This window comes from Pseudooceanicola sp. NS-SX8 (genome assembly GCF_057380755.1).
This window is the reverse complement of record NZ_CM170819.1, coordinates 4,646,039-4,665,185: the sequence shown is the minus strand read 5'-3', so window position 1 is coordinate 4,665,185 and position 19,147 is coordinate 4,646,039. Positions and strand designations below refer to the sequence as shown.

Sequence of the window (19,147 nt, the reverse complement as noted above, 5' to 3'; positions counted from 1 at the left end):
GCAGGGCCGCGCGGGGTCTGTCTGTTCGCAGGCCGGGGGCCTTACTGGTCGGCGGGGGCCGCCTGCTGGGCCGGAGTTGCCTCGGTCGTGGCGGCGGTTGCCTCTGCCCGGTACTGCGGACCCAGGGCGGAGAGCCCGCGCAGCAGGTCGACCGCATAGGCCAGCTGGTAATCCTCGTCCCGAAGCTTGGCCGCTTCTTCGGCCTTGGCGCGTTCCGCCTCGATCTGGCGGATCTCGTCTTCGGAGAGGGAGTCGTTGTCCAGCGTCCCGCGCAGGTCCGCTTCGGAGCGGCGGGGGGTATCGGCGGGCTCTTCCTCTTCGGAGGCATTGGGATCGACGCGCGGCTGGTGCACGACGATGTCGGGCGAGATGCCGAGGTTCTGGATCGACCGGCCCGAGGGCGTGTAGTAGCGCGCCGTGGTCAGGCGGATGGAGCCGTCCCCGCGCAGGGGCATGACCGTCTGGACCGAACCCTTGCCGAAGGACTTGGTGCCCACGACGATGGCGCGGCGGTGGTCCTGCAGGGCGCCCGCGACGATTTCGGAGGCCGAGGCGGAGCCGCCGTTGACCAGAACGACGATCGGCTTGCCTTCGATCAGGTCACCCGGTTCGGCGTTGAAACGTTCGCCATCCCCGGCGTTGCGGCCGCGGGTGGAGACGATTTCGCCCTTTTCGAGGAAGGCGTCGGAGACCCGGATCGCCTGATCCAGCAGGCCGCCGGGGTTGTTGCGCAGGTCCAGCACGACGCCGTTGATGTTGTCGATGCCGCCGGCCTTTTCGACCTCCTCCTGGAGGCTGTCGACGAGGTTCGGATAGGTCTGGCGGTTGAAGGCCGAGATCCGCAGGACGACGCTGTTGCTTTCGGTCCGCCCACGCACGGCGGTCAGCTTGATCGTGTCGCGGACGATGGTCACGTCGAAGGGCTCTGCCTCGCCCTCGCGGACCACGGTGATGGTGATTTCGGACCCGACGGGACCACGCATCATTTCCACCGCGTCATCCAGGGTCAGGCCGAGCACGGACTGGCCATCCACGTGGGTGATGTAATCGCCGGCCTCGATGCCGGCCTCGGCGGCGGGGGTGTCATCCATGGGCGTGACGACCTTCACGAAACCCTCTTCCTGGGTCACCTCGATGCCGAGACCGCCGAATTCACCGCGCGTCTGCACCCGCAGGTCCTCTGCCTCTTCGGGCGGGTGGTAGGAGCTGTGGGGGTCGAGGGAGGACAGCATGCCGTCGATGGCCGCTTCGACCAGGTCCTTGGGGTCGACTTCTTCCACGTATTGGCTGCGGATCCGCTCGAAGACGTCGCCGAAGAGGTCGAGCTGTTCGTAGACAGCGTTTTCGTCCGCCTCCTGTGCCAGCAGAGGGGGGGCGATCTGCGTCGTGGCGATCACCGCCACGGTCATGCCGCTGATCGCCGCCATGGCGAATTTCTTCATCATTGCGTGTCCTTCGTGACCTTGAACCAGGTGAGCGGGTCCTGGGGTTCGTTCCCCTGCCGCACTTCGATGTAAAGCGTTTCCGAGCGATCTTTTCCAGAGCCGTCCCGGGATTGGGCGAGAATTGCGCCGGGTGCCGGGTCTTCGCCACCCATGAGGCCCAGCGGAGCACCGCTGGGCAGCACCTCGCCGATCTTCCCGTAGACGATATCCAGCCCGGCGAGAACAAAGAGTAAACCGGATTGCGGCTCAAGGACCATCACGTTTCCGTAGTCCAGCAGCGGCCCGAGGTAGCGGATTGTCGCAGGCACCGGGGTGGTGACAAGGGCGCGGGGGCGGGTGGCCAGGACAATGCCGGGGCGGGTGATCCCGGCGGCATCCGCCTCGCCCGCGCGGCGCAGCACGGTGCCGGCGACAGGCAGGGGCAACTGCCCCTTCAGGTCGGCGATATTGCCGCTGTCGGGCGTTTCGCCCCCCTCGGTGATCTGGGCCAGCCCTTCGGCAAAGGCGCGCAGGGTTTCGGTGGTGGCCAGCAGCAGCTGGGTCTTCATCGGGTCGGCGGTGAAGCGGCGGGGCAGGTCGGTACGTTCGGCCACCGCCTGGCTGAGCGCGGTGCGCGCCTGCTGCACGCCGGTCAGGGCCTCCGACAGCTGGTCGGCCGCGGCGAGCTGCAGCGCGTGCAGTTCGCGTGCCTCTTCCAGGCGCTGGCGCAGGTCGGCGGCCTTTTCCGTCAGGGCGGGGGTCGCTTCGGCCATGAGCATGCCGGCGCGGGCGGTGCCGATCGGCCCGTCGGGGTGCAGCATCAGCACCGGCGCGGGTTCCAGCGACATCGCCTGCAGCGTGCCGAGCAGGGCCGCGATCTCATCCCGCTGGGCGTCGAATTCGGCCTCGATCCGGGCCTCGCGCAGGGCCGCCGCCCGCAGGCTTTCGCGCATCGCGGAAAGCCCCTTTTCATAGGCTTCGATCGTGGCGGTCAGCGCCGCCACCCGGTCAGAGGCGCCATCCGCCTGGTCGAGCTGATCATGGGCGGCCTCCAGCCCCTCGGCTGCCGCCCGGGCGAGCGAGGCGGGATCGCTGGTCGCCCGGGCCGGGCTGGCCAGGGCGAGGCATGCCAGGAGGACCGGGAGGACCAGAAAGACCGGGAAGACCAGAAAGATCGGGCCGGGGATGGGCCTCACTTGATCAGGCTCTCGCCGGTCATTTCGACGGGTTTTTCCAGGCCCATCAGCTCCAGCAGGGTGGGGGCGAGGTCGGCCAGCCGTCCGGAGCGCAGCTCGGCCCCGTCGGGGCCGCCGATCAGGGCCACGGGGACCAGATTGGTGGTATGGGCGGTATGGGGGCCGCCGGTAACCGGGTCGACCATGGTTTCGCAATTGCCGTGATCGGCGGTGACGATCATCGCACCGCCGGCCTTTTCCAGCGCCGCGACGACGCGGGTCAGGCCGCGGTCCACCGCCTCGCAGGCGGCGACGGCGGCGGGGATGGAGCCGGTGTGGCCCACCATGTCGGGGTTGGCGTAGTTGGTGACGATCAGGTCGTAGCCATGTTCGATGGCCGCGACGAACTGATCCGTCACCTCTTCGGAGGACATTTCCGGCTGCAGGTCATAGGTCGCCACCTTGGGCGACTTGGGCATGAAGCGGTCCTCGCCCTCCTTCGTGGCCTCGACCCCGCCATCGAGGAAGAAGGTCACATGGGGGTATTTCTCGGTCTCGGCCAGGCGGAACTGGGTCTTGTGGTGCTTGGCCACCCATTCGCCCAGGGTGTTGACGATCTTCCGCTTGGGGAAGCAGGTGGTCATGTAGGCGTTGTGATCGACCGAGTATTCGACCATGCCCAGCAGGGCTGCGAGCCCGGGCCGGGGGCCGGTGTCGAAGTCGGCGAAATCCGGTTCGCCGATGGCGCGCAGGATTTCACGGGCGCGGTCGGCGCGGAAGTTCATGCAGTAGAAGCCGTCGCCATCCTTCACCCCGGCGTAGTCGCCGATGACGGTGGGCAGGACGAATTCATCGACGGTATCGGCCGCGTAGCTTTGTTCGACGGCTTCCCTGGCAGAGGCGGCGGTGGCCTCTCCCTTGCCGCAGATCATGGCGAAATAGGCCTTGGAGACGCGTTCCCAGCGGTTGTCGCGGTCCATGGCGTAGTAGCGGCCGGAAAGGGTGGCGATGCGCGCGTTGTCGGGCAGGGCCGCTTCGAGCGTTTCGAGGTAGCCGAGCGCGGATTGCGGGGCCACGTCGCGGCCGTCGGTCACGGCGTGGAGCGCGACGGGCACGCCCGCGCCCGCGATGATCTTCACCGCCGCGATGATATGGGTGAGCGAGCCGTGCACGCCGCCGTCGGACACCAGCCCCATCACATGCGCGGTGCCGCCACTGTCCTTCAGCGTGGCGATCATGTCGTTCAGCGGGCCGTTGTCTGCAAACGAGCCGTCCTCGATCGCCAGGTCGATCTGGCCCAGGTCCATCGCCACCACGCGGCCGGCGCCGATGTTGGTGTGGCCGACTTCCGAGTTGCCCATCTGCCCGGTGGGCAGGCCGACATCGGGGCCATGGGTGATCAGCGTCGCATGGGGGCAGGTCGCCATGATCCGGTCGAAGGTCGGCGTATCGGCCAGCGCGGGGGCGTTGGCCTCGCGCTCCTCGCGCAGGCCCCAGCCATCGAGGATGCACAGGACGACGGGTTTGGGGATGCTGCTCATGCGGGTTCTCCTGCCGGGTCGGGCGTGGGACGAAGGGTTCGCCTGCCGTTCTAGCCCCTTCGCCGGAAGGGGAAAACCTCTGCTGCCCGTGGCGGGCGGATTTCCCGCCTCTGTGGGCGCAAACATTTGCAGGCCCGCGCCCGGGGGCGCAAACAGTTGCAGGAACATGCGACGGAATGATCGCGGCTGGACGTATCACCCCTGTCGACCCGATGAAGCGCCCCGTCCCGTGGGCCCGGGTGACAGATCAGTCTAGGAGAATCCCATGAGAGCCTCTCTCACCGCGTTTGCGACCGCCGCCACCCTGGCCCTGACCCTTGCTGCCGGGGGTGCCATGGCGCAGTCCGCGCCCAAGCCCGCCGGCCAGCAGCCCGCACCGCAGGCACAGCAGCAGAAGCCCGCGGCTTCGTCCACCGCCAAACCGCAGGTGGGCAGCAAGTACCGCGTCACCGGCGTCCAGAGCTCGCTCAACGTGCGGTCCGGCCCCGGAACCAACTTCAAGGTCGTCGGCAGCCTGCGCCCCAACGACACGGTGACCGTGGTGGCGAAATCCAAGGACGGCCAGTGGTCGCAGATCAGCTTTGGCCCCAACGGCGCCAAGGGCTGGGTCGCGGATCGCTACCTGACCCCCACGCGCTGAGCGCCGAAATTCCGCCCTCTCCCTCCATCCGGGGGCGGATGCGCGAACGGTATTCTGCGTTCGTGTCCCGAAAAACCACTCCGGGACAGAAGGGCGGCGCCATGGCGTCGCCCTTTGCATTTCGGCTTATTGCTTTTGAGGAGAGGGTCAGACCCGGTGGTAGGGGGACCCTGCTAGGATCGTCGTGGCACGGTAGAGCTGTTCTGACAGCATCACCCGGGCCAGCATGTGCGGCCAGACCATCTTGCCGAAGGAAATCGACAGGTCGGCGCGGTCCCGCAGGGCGGGGTCGATCCCGTCGGCGCCGCCGATGACGAAGGCCGCGTCGCGAATCCCCTCGTCCCGCCAGGCGGCGAGGTGATCGGCCAGTTGCGGTGAGGTGAGGAGCTTGCCCCGTTCGTCGAGGCAGACGAGCTTCGCGCCATCGGGGATCATGCGGGAAAGAAGCTCGCCTTCTTCCGACATGCCGCCGCCGCGCTTGGCTTCGGCCTCCGACACGGTGCAGGGCCCGAGCCCGAGCGCGCGGCCGGTCTTGCCGGCGCGGTCGAGGTAGTCGTCGATCAGCGCCTTTTCCGGCCCCTTCCGGAGCCGGCCAATGGCGCAAAGATGCAGTTTCATGATCCGGTCAGTATCCCGTCCGGATCAGGACAGCGGGGTCTTCTGACCGGGCTGCATCCACATCTTCTCGATCTGGTAGAATTCGCGCACTTCCGGGCGGAAGACGTGGACGATCACATCGCCCGTGTCGATCAGCACCCAGTCGCCCGTTTCCTTGCCTTCGATCTTCGCGGTGCGTCCGGTCGCCTGCTTCAGCCGGTCGACCAGTTTTTCCGCGATCGCGGCCACCTGCCGCGAGGAGCGGCCGGAGCAGACGATCATGTGATCGCCGATGGAGGACTTGCCGGCCAGGTCGATCTTCACGATCTCCTCTGCCTTGTCGTCTTCCAGCGATGTCAGGATGAGGGCGAGCTGGTCTTTCACACTCAGCTCTTGCGGGGCGGCCATCATCTGGGCCCCTTCAGGTGCGGAGAGATCCGCAGATGCGTCAAGTGACAGGACATGGTCCTCCGTGGCAGCGCACCGACAGAACCCCGGTGCAGGGCATGTCTTAAAGGTAGCAGCGATGGAGGGACTTTTCAATGAAACCGGACGGTCCCGCGTGCGAGGCGACGGAACCGCCCGGAAAGGCGCTGTTACCAGCCTTCCTCGGTATGGATCCGGTCGGGATCCGCGCCGAGCGTCTGCAGTGCCTCGCGGATGTCATCGACGAATCCCTGCGGGCCGCAGATGTAGAAATGGTGGGTCAGGTCGTGGACGTTCTCTGCCAGCCAGGACCGGTCGATGAAGGCCTTGGGCACGGTCTTGCCGGCCTTTTCGGTCACGGTGAAATCGGTGGCCAGGCCGTCCATCGCCTCCAGCTCGTCGCGCAGGATGATGTCGGCTTCGGTGTTGTTGGTGAAGATCAGGTGGCAGCCGTTCAGGCGCCCATCCGCTGCCCGCTTGCGCAGGATGGCCAGGAAGGGCGTGATCCCGGCGCCGGCGGCGATGAAGGTCGCGGGGGCATCGGGGGCCTTGTCCTCCAGTGCGCCGAAGGGCTCCTCCATCTCCACCTCTTCGCCGGGGCGCAGGCCGGCCATTTCCTCCGTCACGCCATCGTGGGAGGGGTAGGACTTGATCACGAACTCCAGATCCGGCGCGTCGGGCAGGGAGGTGAAGGTGAAGGGGCGGCCCTTGTCGCGCCAGCCGGGGCGTTCCAGCGACAGTTCGGTCGCATGGCCGGGGGTGAAGGTCAGGCCGTCGGGGCGGCTGAAGGTGAAGGCGTGCACATCGGGGGTCAGCTGCACCTTCTCCTTGAGGGTAATCGTCTGGGTCATGATGAACCTCCTTTGAGCCTTCAACGAAGCGCGGCGGACAATGTTCCCCTTCGCGCGCTGCGCAGCGGGCTTGATGAAAGCGCCGCCGAGGAGTATCTGGGCGGGCATGACGCAGATTTTCGACATGGACGACCGTGCCCGCCTGCCCTGGCGGTTCTTCGGCGCGACGCTGACGATCCTGGCCTCGCTATGAGGCCCTGCGCGGCCCTGCGGGGCGCGCGCGCGTTTCCCATTTCCGAATTTCCACGAAATATCCAGGGAGAGGACCCATGTCCCCCAAGACGCTCTATGACAAGATCTGGGACGCTCACGTCGTCCAGCAGGATGAAGACGGCACCTGCCTGCTCTACATCGACCGCCACCTGGTCCACGAAGTGACCAGCCCCCAGGCCTTCGAAGGTCTGCGCATGGCCGGCCGCAAGGTGCATGCGCCCGAGCGCACGATCGCCGTGCCGGACCACAATGTGCCCACCACCCCGGGCCGCGAAAACCCCGACCAGATGCCGGAAGACAGCCGGATCCAGCTGGCCGCGCTGGACAAGAACGCCCGTGACTTCGGCGTGAACTACTACCCCGTGTCCGACATCCGCCAGGGCATCGTGCACATCGTCGGGCCGGAAAACGGCTGGACCCTGCCGGGCATGACCGTCGTTTGCGGCGACAGCCACACCGCGACCCACGGCGCCTTCGGGTCGCTGGCGCATGGCATCGGCACTTCGGAAGTGGAACACGTGCTGGCCACCCAGACGCTGATCCAGTCCAAGTCGAAGAACATGAAGGTGGAAATCACCGGCAAGCTGGCCCCGGGCGTCACCGCCAAGGACGTCGTGCTGACCATCATCGGCCACACCGGCACCGGCGGCGGCACCGGTTACGTCATCGAGTACTGCGGCGAAGCCATTCGTGGCCTGTCCATGGAAGGCCGGATGACCATCTGCAACATGGCCATCGAAGGCGGCGCCCGCGCCGGCCTGATCGCCCCCGATGAAACCACCTTCGAATACGTGAAGGGCCGCACCCATGCGCCGAAGGGCGCCCAGTGGGAAGCCGCGCTGAATTGGTGGAAGACCCTCTATTCCGATGACGACGCGCATTGGGACAAGGTCGTGACCATCCGTGGCGAGGACATCGCGCCGACCGTCACCTGGGGCACTTCCCCGGAAGACGCGCTGCCGGTGACCGCCGAAGTGCCCGCCCCCGAAAGCTTCAACGGTGGCAAGGTCGATGCGGCCAAGCGCGCGCTGGAATACATGGACCTGAAGCCGGGCCAGAAGCTGACCGATATCGAGATCGACACGGTCTTCATCGGGTCCTGCACCAACGGCCGGATCGAGGACATGCGCGCCGTCGCCGAAGTGGTGAAGGGGCGCAAGGTCAAGGATGGCATGCGGGCGATGATCGTCCCCGGCTCCGGCCTTGTCCGTGCCCAGGCCGAGGAAGAAGGCCTGGCCGAGATCTTCAAGGAAGCCGGTTTCGAATGGCGCCTTGCGGGCTGCTCCATGTGCCTGGCGATGAACCCCGACCAGCTGGCCCCGGGTGAGCGTTGCGCCGCGACCTCGAACCGGAACTTCGAAGGCCGTCAGGGCCGCGGGGGTCGCACGCACCTGATGTCGCCTGCCATGGCTGCCGCTGCGGCGGTGACCGGCAAGATCACCGACATCCGCGATTTCATGGCCGCCGAAGCCGTCTGAGGATAAAGACTATGGAAAAGTTCGAAAAACTGTCGGGTATCGCGGCGCCCATGCCGCTGGTGAACATCGACACCGACATGATTATCCCCAAGCAGTACCTGAAGACCATCAAGCGGTCCGGGCTGGGCGTCAGCGCCTTCGCGGAAATGCGCTATGACGAACAAGGCAACGAGATCCCCGATTTCGTCCTGAACAAGCCCGCATATCGCGAAAGCTCGATCATCGTCGCAGGTGACAACTTCGGCTGCGGGTCGTCCCGCGAACACGCCCCCTGGGCGCTGGCCGACTTCGGCATCAAGGTGGTGATCTCCACCTCCTTCGCCGACATCTTCTACAACAACTGCTTCAAGAACGGCATGCTGCCGATCGTGATGCCGCAGGAGGCCGTCGACGTCCTGATGAAGGATGCCGAGAAGGGGTCGAACGCGCGGATGGAAGTGGACCTGGAAGCGCAGACCGTCACGACCTCCGACGGTGAGGTCTTCACCTTCGAGATCGACCCCTTCCGCAAGCACTGCCTGCTGGAAGGCCTGGATGACATCGGGCTGACCATGGCCAAGTCCGCGGCGATCGACACTTTCGAAGGCGAGCTGGCACAGTCCCGTCCCTGGGTCTGAGCCGGGGCAGAGATACATGTTTTGCGAGGGGCCCTGCGGGGCCCCTTTGCATGTCCGGGGCGCCCGGGGGCTGCGATGCGGGGTCCGGTGGGTGCGTATTGGCCCTTTGGGTGCGTATTGGGTTGAGCCCGGCGCGAAAGGGCGTAGGGTCGGCCCCGCAGGGCCGCGCGAAGGCGATGGCCCTGAAACCGGGCCAAGGGAGGTACGCCATGAAGATTTCCACCGCGATGATCGTGATCGGCATCATCCTTGCCTTGTTCGGGCTGCTGGCCCTGGCCAATCCCTTTGCCGCGTCGCTTGCGGTGACCACCATCGTGGGGATCGCCTTCCTGGCCTCCGGCGTGATCCAGGCCTGGCTGCTGTTCAGCGCGGGCGCGCATGAGGGGCGGATCTGGAACGGGTTCGTCGCACTTCTGAGCATCGTGGCCGGTGTCTGGCTTCTGACCAATCCGCTGGCCGGAACGGTGTCGCTGACCCTGCTGCTGGGCGTGATCTTCTTCGTCATGGGGATCATCCGGGTGGCCATGGCGATGTCCGCCCGCGGCACGCCGGTGTACTGGCTGATCCTACTGTCCGGTGTCTTCTCGGTGCTGGTGGGCATCCTCGTCTTTTCCGACTTCGCCTCTGCCGCGACGAGCTTCCTCGGGATCCTGCTGGGAATCGAGCTTCTGTCGGAAGGCGCAGGTCTTTTCGCCTTCGGCCTGTTTGCCCGCCGGAACGGATCCTGACAGACCGCTTTCGGCGGTGACAGGTACTATATCTTGCGAGGGGCCCTGAGGGGTCCCTTTTCGTTCCTGCAATTGATGCAAGATCGCACCAGTTTGGCCCGCATTTCGCCTCATTATCAGGGTCTTGTGGAGGCAGGGCTTGAGCGTGGGGCGCAAGCTTGTCAACATCGTGGCAAGAATGAGGCAGACCGCCATGCAGCGGCATCAAAGTGGAAACACGGGCACCCGCAGAAAACGCCCGGGCCAGTTTGAAGGAAAACGAGCAGTGATCGTTCGAGTCACGGGTGCGCTGATGCGTGCCATCCTGATTGCGCTGGCGATTGCCACGCCCTCCCTCCTGTTGCCCGACGTGTCGCCCGACGCATCGCAGATCGTGGTGCTGGTGGCGATGGTGGGCGCGCTCTACACTTTCATCGAATATTTCGCGCAATTCCCCACGATCATCGAATTCCGCTTTGCCCCGCCGGTGAACCGGCTGCGCTATTTCACCGCCTTCGCCATGATCCTGCTGCTGACGGTCTACCTGTCCGGCAATGCGCTGGATTCGCCCATTGCCGACCTGCTGCAGCGGGTGGGGCAGATGCTGGTGAACGCGGTTGACTTCCCCTATTCGCCGGTGCGCCTGGTGCTGCTGGCGCTGCCCGAGGATAGCTCGCTTGAGTTCATCCTGACCGTTCGGGCCGCCGCGGGGATTGCCTACCTGACATCGCTCTGTGGCCTGGTGGCCTTTGGCGTGCTGGTGCGCGTCTACGGCTGGCCGGCCCGTTACGGCGCCTTCAACGTCTGGATCAACCTGCCGCTTTTCGATCCGACCGGGGGCGGCGACGTCCTGACCCGGCTCAAACGCGACTCGGTCGTTAACATCCTGTTAGGCTTCCTCATGCCATTCGTGGTGCCGGTGATCCTGCGCTTCTTCCTGCCGATGGTGGACCTGCATGCGCTGGCGTCGCCGCAGACCCTGATCTGGACGATGGTGGCATGGGCCTTCTTCCCGGCAAACCTGATCATGCGCGGCGTGGCCCTGGCCCGGGTCGCGGCGATGATCGAAGCCAAGCGGCGCCGGACCTACGCCGCCGCAAAGGACGACGGTATCCTGGCCGCCTGATCCTGCTGGCGCTTCTTTGGCTGCTGGCCCCGGTCGCGGGGGCAGAGCCGCTGCGCCTTGCCTACTTCGACACGGAACTGGCACGGGACGGGCCCGGCCTGTTGCTGCGCGACATCCTGAAGGGCGGCGATCCGCAGGTCGAGGCCGTCCTTTCCATACTGACGCAGGCGCGGGCGGATGTGGTCGTGCTGGCTGGCATCGACGCGGATGCAGAGGGACTCACCCTCGCGGCGCTGAACAGCGCGCTACCGCAGCCCTATCCTCATCAGTTCACCGCGATGCCGAATGCCGGACGTTCCAGCGGGCTGGACCTGGATGGGAACGGCCGGTTGGGCGAGGCGCGTGACGCCGAAGGTTACGGCCGCTTCAGTGGCGAAGGGGGCATGGCCGTCCTGTCGCGTCACCCGCTTGGCCCGGTGGAGGATTACAGCGACCTACGCTGGCGCGACCTGCCCGGCGTGCTTTTGCGGCCCGAAGACCCGGGCGCGGAGGCGCGGCGGCTGTCGTCGGTCGTGCACTGGGTGCTGCCTGTCGCCTTGCCTGCCGTCCTGTCGGGCGGTCCGCTCAGACTGGGCATCTTCCGGGCCACCACGCCCGTCTTCGACGGACCCGAAGATCTGAACGGGCGCCGCAACCATGATGAGATCGTATTCTGGCAGCGCCTGCTGGATGGCGATCTTGCCGGGCGCCTGCCCGCACCCTTCGTGCTGATCGGGGGCGCCAACCTTGATCCCGCGCGGGGGGACGGGCGGCGCGAAGCCATTCGCGATCTGCTGGCGGACCCGCGATTGCAGGATCCGGGCGCGGGACTGGGCCCGACGGTGGACTGGACCGACGTGGGGGTGGGGCGGATGCGGGTCGATTACTTGTTGCCCTGGGCGCAGGCGCGGGTGACCGGGGCCGGGATGATCCGGCCCCGGGAGGGTAATGTGGCCGAGGTCGCGACCGAAGTCGTGACCCGGGCCAGCCGCCATCGACTCATCTGGGCCGACCTCGATATGCGCTGATCAGCGGGGCAGATGCGCAAGGGCCTCTGCCACGGCCTCTTCCGGCGGGGTGTCCTGCCAATCCGGCAGCAACTGGTGCAGGCGGGTGCCGTCCAGCCATTGCGGCAGGCGCCAGAGGTAGCTCATCTCCACCAGGCCGCGGAACATGGGCACCACGGGACGCAACAGTTTCAGCGGCAGCCAGGCCATGCGCTTCGCCTCGACCGGGCGGTCGAGGGCGCGGGCGCAAAGATCGGCCAGCTCCTTGCCGGTCAGGGTGTAGCCGGGGAAGGGGACCTCTTCCCATTGCGCCAGATCGGACCGCATTTCGGCCAGGCGGACAGCTGCCCGGGTCGCATCGGGCAACCAGGCCCAGGCATGGGGGCAGTCAAGCGGGCCGGGGTAGGACAGCTTTCCGCGATGCGCCTTCTTGGCGATTATCAGGTCGAACCAGTTGCCCGTCGGGCCGATGTCGAGGAAGTCGCCGCAGCGCAGGTAGATCACCTGGGCGCCGGAGTTGCGGTACATCTCTTCCAGCTCGATCCGTATCCTCCCAAGGGGATTGGTGGCGAGGTGGGGCGTTTGCGCCGTCCAGCCCGCTGGCGCATCCGGGCCGTAGACGTAGACGTTGCCGGGAATGATCAGCGTGGCGCCTGCGGCGGCGGCTGCGGCGGCAACGGGGCGGTGCATCGGCATGACCTCCCTCGCCCAGTCCTGGTAGCCCCTGGGGGAGCCGGCCATGACGATGACGTCCTTGCCCTGTGCGGACTGCATGAGGTCGTCGCGTTTGCGATCGAAGGTGGTGACCTCCCAGCCCGCGTTGCGGAATGCCGTGACGGCATTCGCGCCGAAGCGACCGTGGGAGCCGATGATGAGAACCTTGCCAGTCATGACATATCTCCTTTCGTGAAATCTCTGCGCCCGAGTATGCCCCTGTTGGGGGAGATTGAAATTGACTGGAATCATCTGGCCGCTATTCATTTATGAATGGATGTTCGGCTCAATACGCTCGACTGGTCGCTTCTGCAGGTCTTCCTGGCGGTGGCGGAAACGGGATCGCTTTCGGCTGCCGGGCGGCGGCTGGGGCAGTCCCAGCCAACCCTGGGCCGCCGGGTGCGGGAGTTGGAGGCGCAGCTGGGTCTGACCCTGTTCCTGCGGCAGCCGCGGGGCCTGGCGCTTGCGCCCGAGGGGCAGCAGATCCTGGGCGCGGCCCGGCGCATGGCCGATGCCATGGGAGAGATCGCGCTGACCGCCGCCGGGCACGACGACCACCTGGCCGGCACCCTGCGCCTGACGGCGAGCGAGATGGTGGCAACCCATGTTCTGCCGACGATCCTGTCCACCATGCGGGAAGAGCTGCCGCAGCTGCAGGTGGAACTGGTGGCCAGCGACGAAACCGACAGCCTGATGTACCGGGAGGCCGATATCGCGCTGCGCATGTACCGGCCCGAACAGCCCGACATCATTGCCCGGCATCTTGGCGACGTGACGCTGGGGGCCTTCGCCGCGACCTCCTACCTGGATCGCCGGGGGCGGCCGTCGCGGGTGGCGGAGCTGGGCGCGCATGACCTGGTGGGCTACGATCGGTCCGACCTGATCCTGAAGGAAATGCGCCGCCTCGGCCTGCCATCGGACCCCGGGCAGTTCGCCACCCGATGCGATGATCAGGTCGCCTACTGGGAGCTTGTCCGCGCCGGCTGTGGTATCGGGTTCGGCCAGCGCCCGCTGGTGCGTGGCACGCCCGGTGTGGAAGAGCTGCAGATCACCGGGCTTGAACTGCCGGTGCTGCCGCTGTGGATCGCCGCGCATGAGGGGATCAGGCGCACGCCCCGTGTCGCCGCGGCCTGGGAAAGACTGGTGGCAGGGTTACGATCCTACCTCGTCTGAACCCTTTCCTTTCTTGATCTTTCGTGCATCCCCGGCTAGGCGAAACCGACAACGAGATCAGGAAGGAATACCCCATGAGCAACCCCTCGCTCCTCATCCTGCCCGGTGACGGGATCGGCCCGGAAGTCATGGCCGAAGTGCGCAAGATCATCGACTGGTTCGGGACTGCACGGGGCATTTCCTTCGACGTGTCCGAGGACCTGGTGGGCGGCGCGGCCTACGACAAGCACGGCACGCCGCTGCATGACGACACCATGGCCAAGGCACAGGAGGTCGACGCCGTCCTGCTGGGCGCCGTGGGTGGGCCGAAGTACGACGTGCTGGACTTCTCGGTGAAGCCGGAACGCGGCCTGCTGCGCCTGCGCAAGGAAATGGACCTCTACTCCAACCTGCGCCCGGCCCAGTGCTTTGACGCGCTGGCCGATTTCTCGTCCCTGAAGAAGGACGTGGTTGCCGGTCTGGACATCATGATCGTGCGCGAACTGACCTCCGGCATCTACTTCGGTGAGCCGCGCGGCATCATCACCGAGAACAACGAGCGCGTGGGCATCAACACGCAGCGCTACACCGAGTCGGAAATCGACCGTGTTGCGCGCTCCGCCTTCGAACTGGCCATGCGTCGCGGCAAGAAGCTCTGCTCGATGGAGAAGGCCAACGTGATGGAATCCGGCATCCTGTGGCGCGAAGTCGTGACCGAGGTGGGCAAGGAGTACCCCGAGGTCGAGCTCAGCCACATGTACGCCGACGCCGGTGCCATGCAGCTGTGCCGTGCGCCCAAGCAGTTCGATGTCATCGTGACCGACAACCTCTTCGGGGATCTGCTGTCCGATGCCGCGGCGATGCTGACCGGCTCGCTCGGCATGCTGCCCTCTGCCTCGCTCGGCGCGCCGATGGCAAATGGCCGTCCCAAGGCGCTGTACGAGCCGGTGCACGGTTCCGCCCCCGATATCGCCGGGCAGGGCAAGGCCAACCCCTGTGCCTGCATCCTCTCCTTCGCCATGGCGCTGCGCTACTCCTTCGACATGGGCGCCGAGGCGGATCGCCTGGAAGCCGCCGTCGAGAAGGTGCTGGCCGATGGCGTGCGCACGGCGGACCTGCTGAACGAAGAGGGCATCACCCCGGCCACGACCGGCGAGATGGGCGATGCCGTCATCGCCGCACTCGAAGCCAGCCTCTGATCGGGGCCAGCTTCTGATCGGGGCCAGCCCGGGCCCCGGGGCGTGCCGCCGGCACCTCCGGGGGCTGGTATCCGGGGCGCCTGATCCGGCGCTGCCTGCGAAGAACTGACCATTTGCAAAAAAGCCTGCTAGCGGGCCTAAGCATTTGCAGGGCATGACTTGTCAGCGACCCTTCCCGCGCCATTATGGCCGGGAAGGGTTTTTCTTTTCGGGAGCTTTCTTCATGACGAGCACCAGCCGCGGCATCATTTTCGCGCTCTTGGCGATGGCGATCTTTTCGGGCCACGATGCGATCATCAAGATCCTCGGGGGAAGCTACAGTTCCTTCCAGATGGTCTGGTTCACCGTGCTGATGAGCTTCCCGCTGACCTCGGTCATCCTGGTGCGGGACACCAAGCCGGGAACGCTCGTGCCGACGCATCCCTGGTGGATGGCGATCCGGACGCTTGCGGCCGTGGTGGCGGCCGGGTGCAGCTTCTATGCCTTCTCGGTGCTGCCGATGGCCGACACCTACGCGATTCTCTTCGCCACGCCGCTTCTGATCACGGTGCTGGCCATCCCTATCCTGGGGGAGAGGGTGCGCATGCGGCGCTGGATCGCGGTCATCGTCGGCCTGGTGGGGGTCGGTGTCGTGCTGCAGCCCGGGAACGCAAGCCTCGGGCCGGGGCATTTCGCGGCGATGCTGGGCGCGGCCTGCGGTGCCCTTGCCTCTGTCATCGTGCGCAAGATCGGCCATGAGGAGCGCAACGTGGTCATGCTGATCTACCCGCTTCTGGCGAATTTCGTGCTGATGGGCGCGCTGATGCCGTTCTACTACAAGCCCGTTTCGGCCCCCCATATCGGCGGGTTCTTCGCCATCGCGGTGCTTTCGGTGGTCGCGGGGATGTTCCTGATCGGCGCCTACCGCAATGCGGAGGCCGCTCTGGTGGCGCCGATGCAGTATTCCCAGATCCTCTGGGCGACCTTCTATGGCTGGATGCTGTTCGATGAATTCCCGGGGATGAACGTGGCCGCAGGTTCGGTCCTGATCATCGGATCGGGCATGTACATCGTGTTCCGTGAATCGCGCCAGACGGATACGTCGAACCAGCCGGTTCTGCGGTCGCGCAACCGGACGGGCACCCCCGGGGCTCTACGCGTCGGCCCGATGCTGCGGATCGTGCGCGCCCGGCGCGGGGCCGGTCCCGTTCCCGATGCGGGCCTGCGCAAGCCCGTGATAGGGGCCGGGCAGTAAACGGCCCCGTCATGCCCGCCCGGCAGGGTGGGCGCGGTCGGGTGTTGCGGGCCATCGCTGCGACCCCATCTGCGGGAGCGCCGCTGCCGAAGTTGAAAATCGGGTGAATTGGGTCTTGCCATCATCCGGCGCTGGATGTAGATCGCCCTCCACGGTCGGAGTGTAGCTCAGCCTGGTAGAGCACTGTCTTCGGGAGGCAGGGGTCGGAGGTTCGAATCCTCTCACTCCGACCAAATAAATCAGCGGCTTGCGCAGCCTCCGGCGCGACCTGAGAACGCTGATCGTTTTGCTCCTGTCAAAATCCCTCCAATTTCGGCCGTCGAGCGCCGCTTCGGATCGTGTCAGCCATCCATCGCGCGCCTGTCGTCATGTTCTTTTGCGAATGTCGCGGAAGGGCTGGGCAGCAACCTTCGCTACGCATTGCATGACTGTCCGCCCCCGGCGCGCGCCTAGGGATACCCTGAAAATCTGGGCAAATGCTCCCTGCCGGTGGGCAAACAACTTCAGACAGCAGAGCTGCCTTTGTAGAAGATGCCCACTCCCTCATTGAAGGCTGAAGGGATCTCGGGCCGAGATTTGGCGCCCTGTCAGAGAGGGCGCACTTTCAGGATGGGTATCCGATCAGGAACCTGATGTTACGGCGTTCGCTTCCTTTGTCAGCCTTTCCAGGTCCTCGCGATCCAGCGGGACGCTGGGAAACTCGGCAACGGCGGCGAGGGGGCTGCTGTAGACAGAGTTCCGCCCTGCCGGATCTCGCAACAAGTCCCCGGTGCGACCGGTGACACCGCCGCGTGCATCCATAAGGTTCTGGAGGCGTGGCCCCATGACCGGATCCTCCATCCATTCGCCCATGAGCGACCAGGGGGTCAGTGGCGCTTGCAGGGTTTCTCCGGGCAGATTGATCTTGGCGCTCAATCTCAGGTCCCTTGAGGAGGCGCCAACCTGCACCGTCATGTCGCCGCCGGGGCAGGCCCATCGGGCCAGGTCGGTGTGCCAATAGGCCAGGTGGGCACGGGGGACCGCGATCTCGACCTCGCGACTCTCGCCGGGGGCCAGCCGCACCTTGGCCCAACCGCGCAGTTCGCGCGGCGGGGTGATGAACTCGGGGCTTCGGTGAGCCAGGTAAAGCTGAACGACCTCGCTGCCTTCGCGGGTGCCCGTATTGGTGATCGTGACGCGGGCGCGCAGCGCGATCTGGTCCTCGGGGGCGCAGATGGCCACGGAAAGCGCGTCGTAGGAGAAGGTGGTGTAGGTCAGCCCGTGGCCGAAGGGGTAGTCCACCGCAACCTCTCGGGCATCGTAGTAGCGATAGCCGATGAAAAGACCCTCGGAATAGGTCACGTGCTGGCGCTCTCCGGGGAAGTCGAGGAAGGCAGGGGTATCCTGAAGCTTTCGGGGAATGGTCTCGGCCAGGCGGCCACCCGGCGCGACATCGCCCATCAGGACATCGGTCATCGCCTCTCCCTGCGCCTGTCCGGTCAGCCAGAATTCGACGATGGCACCGGCCCTGTCGCCCCATGGCGCCGTGGTGACGACGGCGCCGTTGGACAAGACCGCGATGACCGGGGTGCCGACCTCTTCAAGAGCGGCAAGCAGGGCAAGCTGTTGTTCCGGCAAGTCGATATGGGCGCGGTCGCTGCCCTCGGCCTCTGCCGCATCGGTCAGGCCTAGGAAGAGGATGACAACGTCCGCCTCTCTCGCGACCGTCAGGGCTTCGTCGATCAGGGTTGCATCGGCGGGACCCGCATCCAGGCCATAGCCGGGCGCGAAGGTGGCCTCGGCCTCCTGGCTGGTCAGCCGCCGGGTCAGGGCGTCGAGCCCCGAAAGAATGTGGGGTACGTTCACGCGGGAGCTACCGGCCCCCTGGATGCGCGGGGTGCGGCCCAGTTCGCCGATAAGGGCATAGCGTTGGCCGGCCTCGGGCGCGAGGGGCAGCAGGCCGTCATTCTTCAACAGCACTGTCGATTCGGCCGCGGCCCTGCGAACCAGGGCGTGGTGGGCGGCTAGGTCAGGCGCATCGCCGGCCTTGCCCTGCGTGCGGTCGGCAAGCAGTTGCAGCCGGTCCATCACCTGGTCGACGGTGCCCGGGGCGATCTGGTCCTCCTCGACGGCCCGGAGCAGTCGGGTGTCCATCTCTCCGCCCGGCATCCGCAAGTCCATGCCTGCGTTGAGCGCTTCGACCGGGGCATAGACACCGCCCCAATCCGAGATCACCAGCCCGTCAAAGCCCCACTCTTTCCGCAGCACGTCCGTCAGGAGCCAGGGGTCTTGCGAGCAATGCAGGCCGTTGATCCGGTTGTAGGAGGTCATGATGGCCCAGGTCGGGCAGGCCTCCAGCGCGTATTGGAAATTGCGCAGGTAGATCTCGCGCAGGGTGCGTTGGTCCATGTCCGCGCTGATGCGGTTGCGGTCGGTTTCCTGGTTGTTTGCCGCGAAATGCTTGAGGCAGGCACCGACCCCGGTGCTTTGGATGCCACGTGCCGAAGCGCCGGCGAGCAGGCCCGACAGCATCGGGTCCTCTGAGTAGTATTCGAAGTTCCGGCCGCAGAGGGGGCTGCGCTTGAGGTTGAGCCCGGGGCCGAGGATCACGTCCACGCCGGCGGCGCTGGCTTCACGTCCCAGGGCGGCTCCGACCTCCTGCACAAGATCCGGGTCCCAGGAAGAGGCCAGCGTCACGGCTGGCGGAAAGCAGGTGGCAGGGGCGCTGCGTTCAAGCCCCAGGTGGTCGGGCTTGTCGTCATTCTGGACGCGCAGCCCATGCGGGCCGTCCGCGAACCTGATCGACCGAAGCCCGGTCGCAGGCTCCGGATGGGTGCTCCAGTAATCGCGGCCCCGCGTGAACTTCAGCTGATCTGCGGTAAGGGGCGCTACGGCGGCTTTTTCGGTCGATGTCATGTCTTTGCTCGGCGGTACGTGATGAGGGGCTTTGGGTGACGGCCATAGGGCAGGGGCGACGCCATGAGCGGTCATGAAGGCCCTGAAATGTCGAAGTTTTGGGATCCAATATTCCGATATTTCGGTTGGATAACAGGATATTCGTCATCGTCTCGCCGCCTGGTCCGAAATC

Annotated in this window: 17 protein-coding genes and 1 tRNA gene; 10 read left to right on the top strand and 8 right to left on the bottom strand. The window is 66.1% G+C overall.

Translation table 11 applies throughout. The annotated features are described in order from the left end of the window. Positions 1-41 precede the first annotated feature (41 nt). From AC2IR1_RS21380 to gpmI, 3 genes are read right to left on the bottom strand one after another with little or no spacing between them, the layout of a single operon-like run. The gene (locus AC2IR1_RS21380) at positions 42-1,442 is read right to left on the bottom strand and encodes a S41 family peptidase (protein ID WP_486476448.1); all 1,401 of its coding nucleotides are present in this window, start codon (positions 1,440-1,442) and stop codon (positions 42-44) included. Then, entirely contained in the window at positions 1,442-2,620 is a 1,179-nt protein-coding gene (locus tag AC2IR1_RS21375) for a murein hydrolase activator EnvC family protein (RefSeq protein ID WP_486473995.1), read from the bottom strand. The genes AC2IR1_RS21380 and AC2IR1_RS21375 overlap by 1 nt, the downstream gene beginning before the upstream one ends. Beyond that, positions 2,617-4,140, bottom strand: coding sequence for a 2,3-bisphosphoglycerate-independent phosphoglycerate mutase (gpmI, locus tag AC2IR1_RS21370; protein ID WP_486473994.1), 1,524 nt, complete (start codon positions 4,138-4,140; stop codon positions 2,617-2,619). Before gpmI ends, AC2IR1_RS21375 begins: the two co-directional genes overlap by 4 nt. Before the next feature lie 265 nt (positions 4,141-4,405). Here gpmI and AC2IR1_RS21365 point away from each other — a divergent pair, with 265 nt between their 5' ends. Beyond that, positions 4,406-4,780, top strand: a complete 375-nt coding sequence (locus tag AC2IR1_RS21365) for an SH3 domain-containing protein (RefSeq protein ID WP_486473993.1) — start codon at positions 4,406-4,408, stop codon at positions 4,778-4,780. 147 nt (positions 4,781-4,927) lie between these two features. On the opposite strand, the gene rlmH is transcribed toward AC2IR1_RS21365, so the two are convergent. The 3 genes from rlmH to AC2IR1_RS21350 all read right to left on the bottom strand — a co-directional run bounded on the left by rlmH (position 4,928) and on the right by AC2IR1_RS21350 (position 6,654). After that, a complete protein-coding gene (gene rlmH / locus AC2IR1_RS21360; protein ID WP_486473992.1) occupies positions 4,928-5,398 on the bottom strand; it encodes a 23S rRNA (pseudouridine(1915)-N(3))-methyltransferase RlmH in 471 nt (156 codons plus the stop codon). A 24-nt stretch (positions 5,399-5,422) separates the two neighbouring features. After that, positions 5,423-5,761 (bottom strand): ribosome silencing factor, encoded by a 339-nt coding sequence (gene rsfS / locus AC2IR1_RS21355; protein ID WP_486473991.1) that lies wholly within the window; start codon positions 5,759-5,761, stop codon positions 5,423-5,425. Positions 5,762-5,973: 212 nt separating this feature from the next. Continuing rightward, positions 5,974-6,654: an FAD-binding oxidoreductase gene (locus AC2IR1_RS21350; protein WP_486473990.1), complete on the bottom strand. Its 681-nt coding sequence runs from the start codon at positions 6,652-6,654 to the stop codon at positions 5,974-5,976. Positions 6,655-6,923: 269 nt separating this feature from the next. On the opposite strand from AC2IR1_RS21350, the gene leuC reads away from it, so the two are divergent. The 5 genes from leuC (at position 6,924) to AC2IR1_RS21325 (ending at position 11,802) form a co-directional block, all read left to right on the top strand. After that, positions 6,924-8,345, top strand: a complete 1,422-nt coding sequence (gene leuC / locus AC2IR1_RS21345; protein ID WP_486473989.1) for a 3-isopropylmalate dehydratase large subunit — start codon at positions 6,924-6,926, stop codon at positions 8,343-8,345. 11 nt (positions 8,346-8,356) lie between these two features. Next, positions 8,357-8,962 (top strand): 3-isopropylmalate dehydratase small subunit, encoded by a 606-nt coding sequence (leuD, locus tag AC2IR1_RS21340; RefSeq protein ID WP_486473988.1) that lies wholly within the window; start codon positions 8,357-8,359, stop codon positions 8,960-8,962. 209 nt (positions 8,963-9,171) lie between these two features. Then, complete coding sequence (locus AC2IR1_RS21335) at positions 9,172-9,690, top strand: HdeD family acid-resistance protein (protein WP_486473987.1); 519 nt, start codon at positions 9,172-9,174, stop codon at positions 9,688-9,690. A gap of 265 nt (positions 9,691-9,955) precedes the next feature. After that, on the top strand, positions 9,956-10,795 hold the full coding sequence (locus tag AC2IR1_RS21330) for a hypothetical protein (protein ID WP_486473986.1): 840 nt from the start codon (positions 9,956-9,958) through the stop codon (positions 10,793-10,795). Then, positions 10,792-11,802 (top strand): endonuclease/exonuclease/phosphatase family protein, encoded by a 1,011-nt coding sequence (locus AC2IR1_RS21325; RefSeq protein ID WP_486476447.1) that lies wholly within the window; start codon positions 10,792-10,794, stop codon positions 11,800-11,802. The genes AC2IR1_RS21330 and AC2IR1_RS21325 overlap by 4 nt, the downstream gene beginning before the upstream one ends. Here AC2IR1_RS21325 and AC2IR1_RS21320 read toward each other — a convergent pair whose 3' ends face one another. Further along, positions 11,803-12,672, bottom strand: a complete 870-nt coding sequence (locus AC2IR1_RS21320) for a Rossmann-fold NAD(P)-binding domain-containing protein (RefSeq protein WP_486473985.1) — start codon at positions 12,670-12,672, stop codon at positions 11,803-11,805. A gap of 96 nt (positions 12,673-12,768) precedes the next feature. Between AC2IR1_RS21320 and AC2IR1_RS21315 the strand changes: the two genes are divergently transcribed. From AC2IR1_RS21315 to AC2IR1_RS21300, 4 genes are all read left to right on the top strand, one after another. Next, a complete protein-coding gene (locus AC2IR1_RS21315) occupies positions 12,769-13,668 on the top strand; it encodes a LysR family transcriptional regulator (RefSeq protein ID WP_486473984.1) in 900 nt (299 codons plus the stop codon). Between the two features lie 74 nt (positions 13,669-13,742). Next, a complete protein-coding gene (gene leuB / locus AC2IR1_RS21310) occupies positions 13,743-14,846 on the top strand; it encodes a 3-isopropylmalate dehydrogenase (protein ID WP_486473983.1) in 1,104 nt (367 codons plus the stop codon). A 223-nt stretch (positions 14,847-15,069) separates the two neighbouring features. Next, positions 15,070-16,080, top strand: a complete 1,011-nt coding sequence (locus AC2IR1_RS21305) for a DMT family transporter (protein ID WP_486473982.1) — start codon at positions 15,070-15,072, stop codon at positions 16,078-16,080. A gap of 156 nt (positions 16,081-16,236) precedes the next feature. Next, a tRNA-Pro gene (locus AC2IR1_RS21300) sits at positions 16,237-16,313 on the top strand. Between the two features lie 388 nt (positions 16,314-16,701). Here AC2IR1_RS21300 and AC2IR1_RS21295 read toward each other — a convergent pair. Continuing rightward, positions 16,702-18,975, bottom strand: a complete 2,274-nt coding sequence (locus AC2IR1_RS21295) for a glycoside hydrolase family 3 C-terminal domain-containing protein (RefSeq protein ID WP_486473981.1) — start codon at positions 18,973-18,975, stop codon at positions 16,702-16,704. Between the last annotated feature and the right edge of the window lie 172 nt (positions 18,976-19,147).

What these genes read in the sequence shown, in the direction of transcription:
- AC2IR1_RS21315 (WP_486473984.1), top strand. Translation starts at nt 12,769, where the DNA reads ATGGATGTTCGGCTCAATACGCTCGACTGGTCGCTTCTGCAGGTCTTC.
- AC2IR1_RS21350 (WP_486473990.1), bottom strand. Translation starts at nt 6,654, where the DNA reads ATGACCCAGACGATTACCCTCAAGGAGAAGGTGCAGCTGACCCCCGAT.
- leuC (WP_486473989.1), top strand. Translation starts at nt 6,924, where the DNA reads ATGTCCCCCAAGACGCTCTATGACAAGATCTGGGACGCTCACGTCGTC.
- gpmI (WP_486473994.1), bottom strand. Translation starts at nt 4,140, where the DNA reads ATGAGCAGCATCCCCAAACCCGTCGTCCTGTGCATCCTCGATGGCTGG.
- AC2IR1_RS21295 (WP_486473981.1), bottom strand. Translation starts at nt 18,975, where the DNA reads ATGACATCGACCGAAAAAGCCGCCGTAGCGCCCCTTACCGCAGATCAG.
- AC2IR1_RS21380 (WP_486476448.1), bottom strand. Translation starts at nt 1,442, where the DNA reads ATGAAGAAATTCGCCATGGCGGCGATCAGCGGCATGACCGTGGCGGTG.
- rlmH (WP_486473992.1), bottom strand. Translation starts at nt 5,398, where the DNA reads ATGAAACTGCATCTTTGCGCCATTGGCCGGCTCCGGAAGGGGCCGGAA.
- AC2IR1_RS21305 (WP_486473982.1), top strand. Translation starts at nt 15,070, where the DNA reads ATGACGAGCACCAGCCGCGGCATCATTTTCGCGCTCTTGGCGATGGCG.
- leuB (WP_486473983.1), top strand. Translation starts at nt 13,743, where the DNA reads ATGAGCAACCCCTCGCTCCTCATCCTGCCCGGTGACGGGATCGGCCCG.
- AC2IR1_RS21335 (WP_486473987.1), top strand. Translation starts at nt 9,172, where the DNA reads ATGAAGATTTCCACCGCGATGATCGTGATCGGCATCATCCTTGCCTTG.
- leuD (WP_486473988.1), top strand. Translation starts at nt 8,357, where the DNA reads ATGGAAAAGTTCGAAAAACTGTCGGGTATCGCGGCGCCCATGCCGCTG.
- AC2IR1_RS21320 (WP_486473985.1), bottom strand. Translation starts at nt 12,672, where the DNA reads ATGACTGGCAAGGTTCTCATCATCGGCTCCCACGGTCGCTTCGGCGCG.
- AC2IR1_RS21365 (WP_486473993.1), top strand. Translation starts at nt 4,406, where the DNA reads ATGAGAGCCTCTCTCACCGCGTTTGCGACCGCCGCCACCCTGGCCCTG.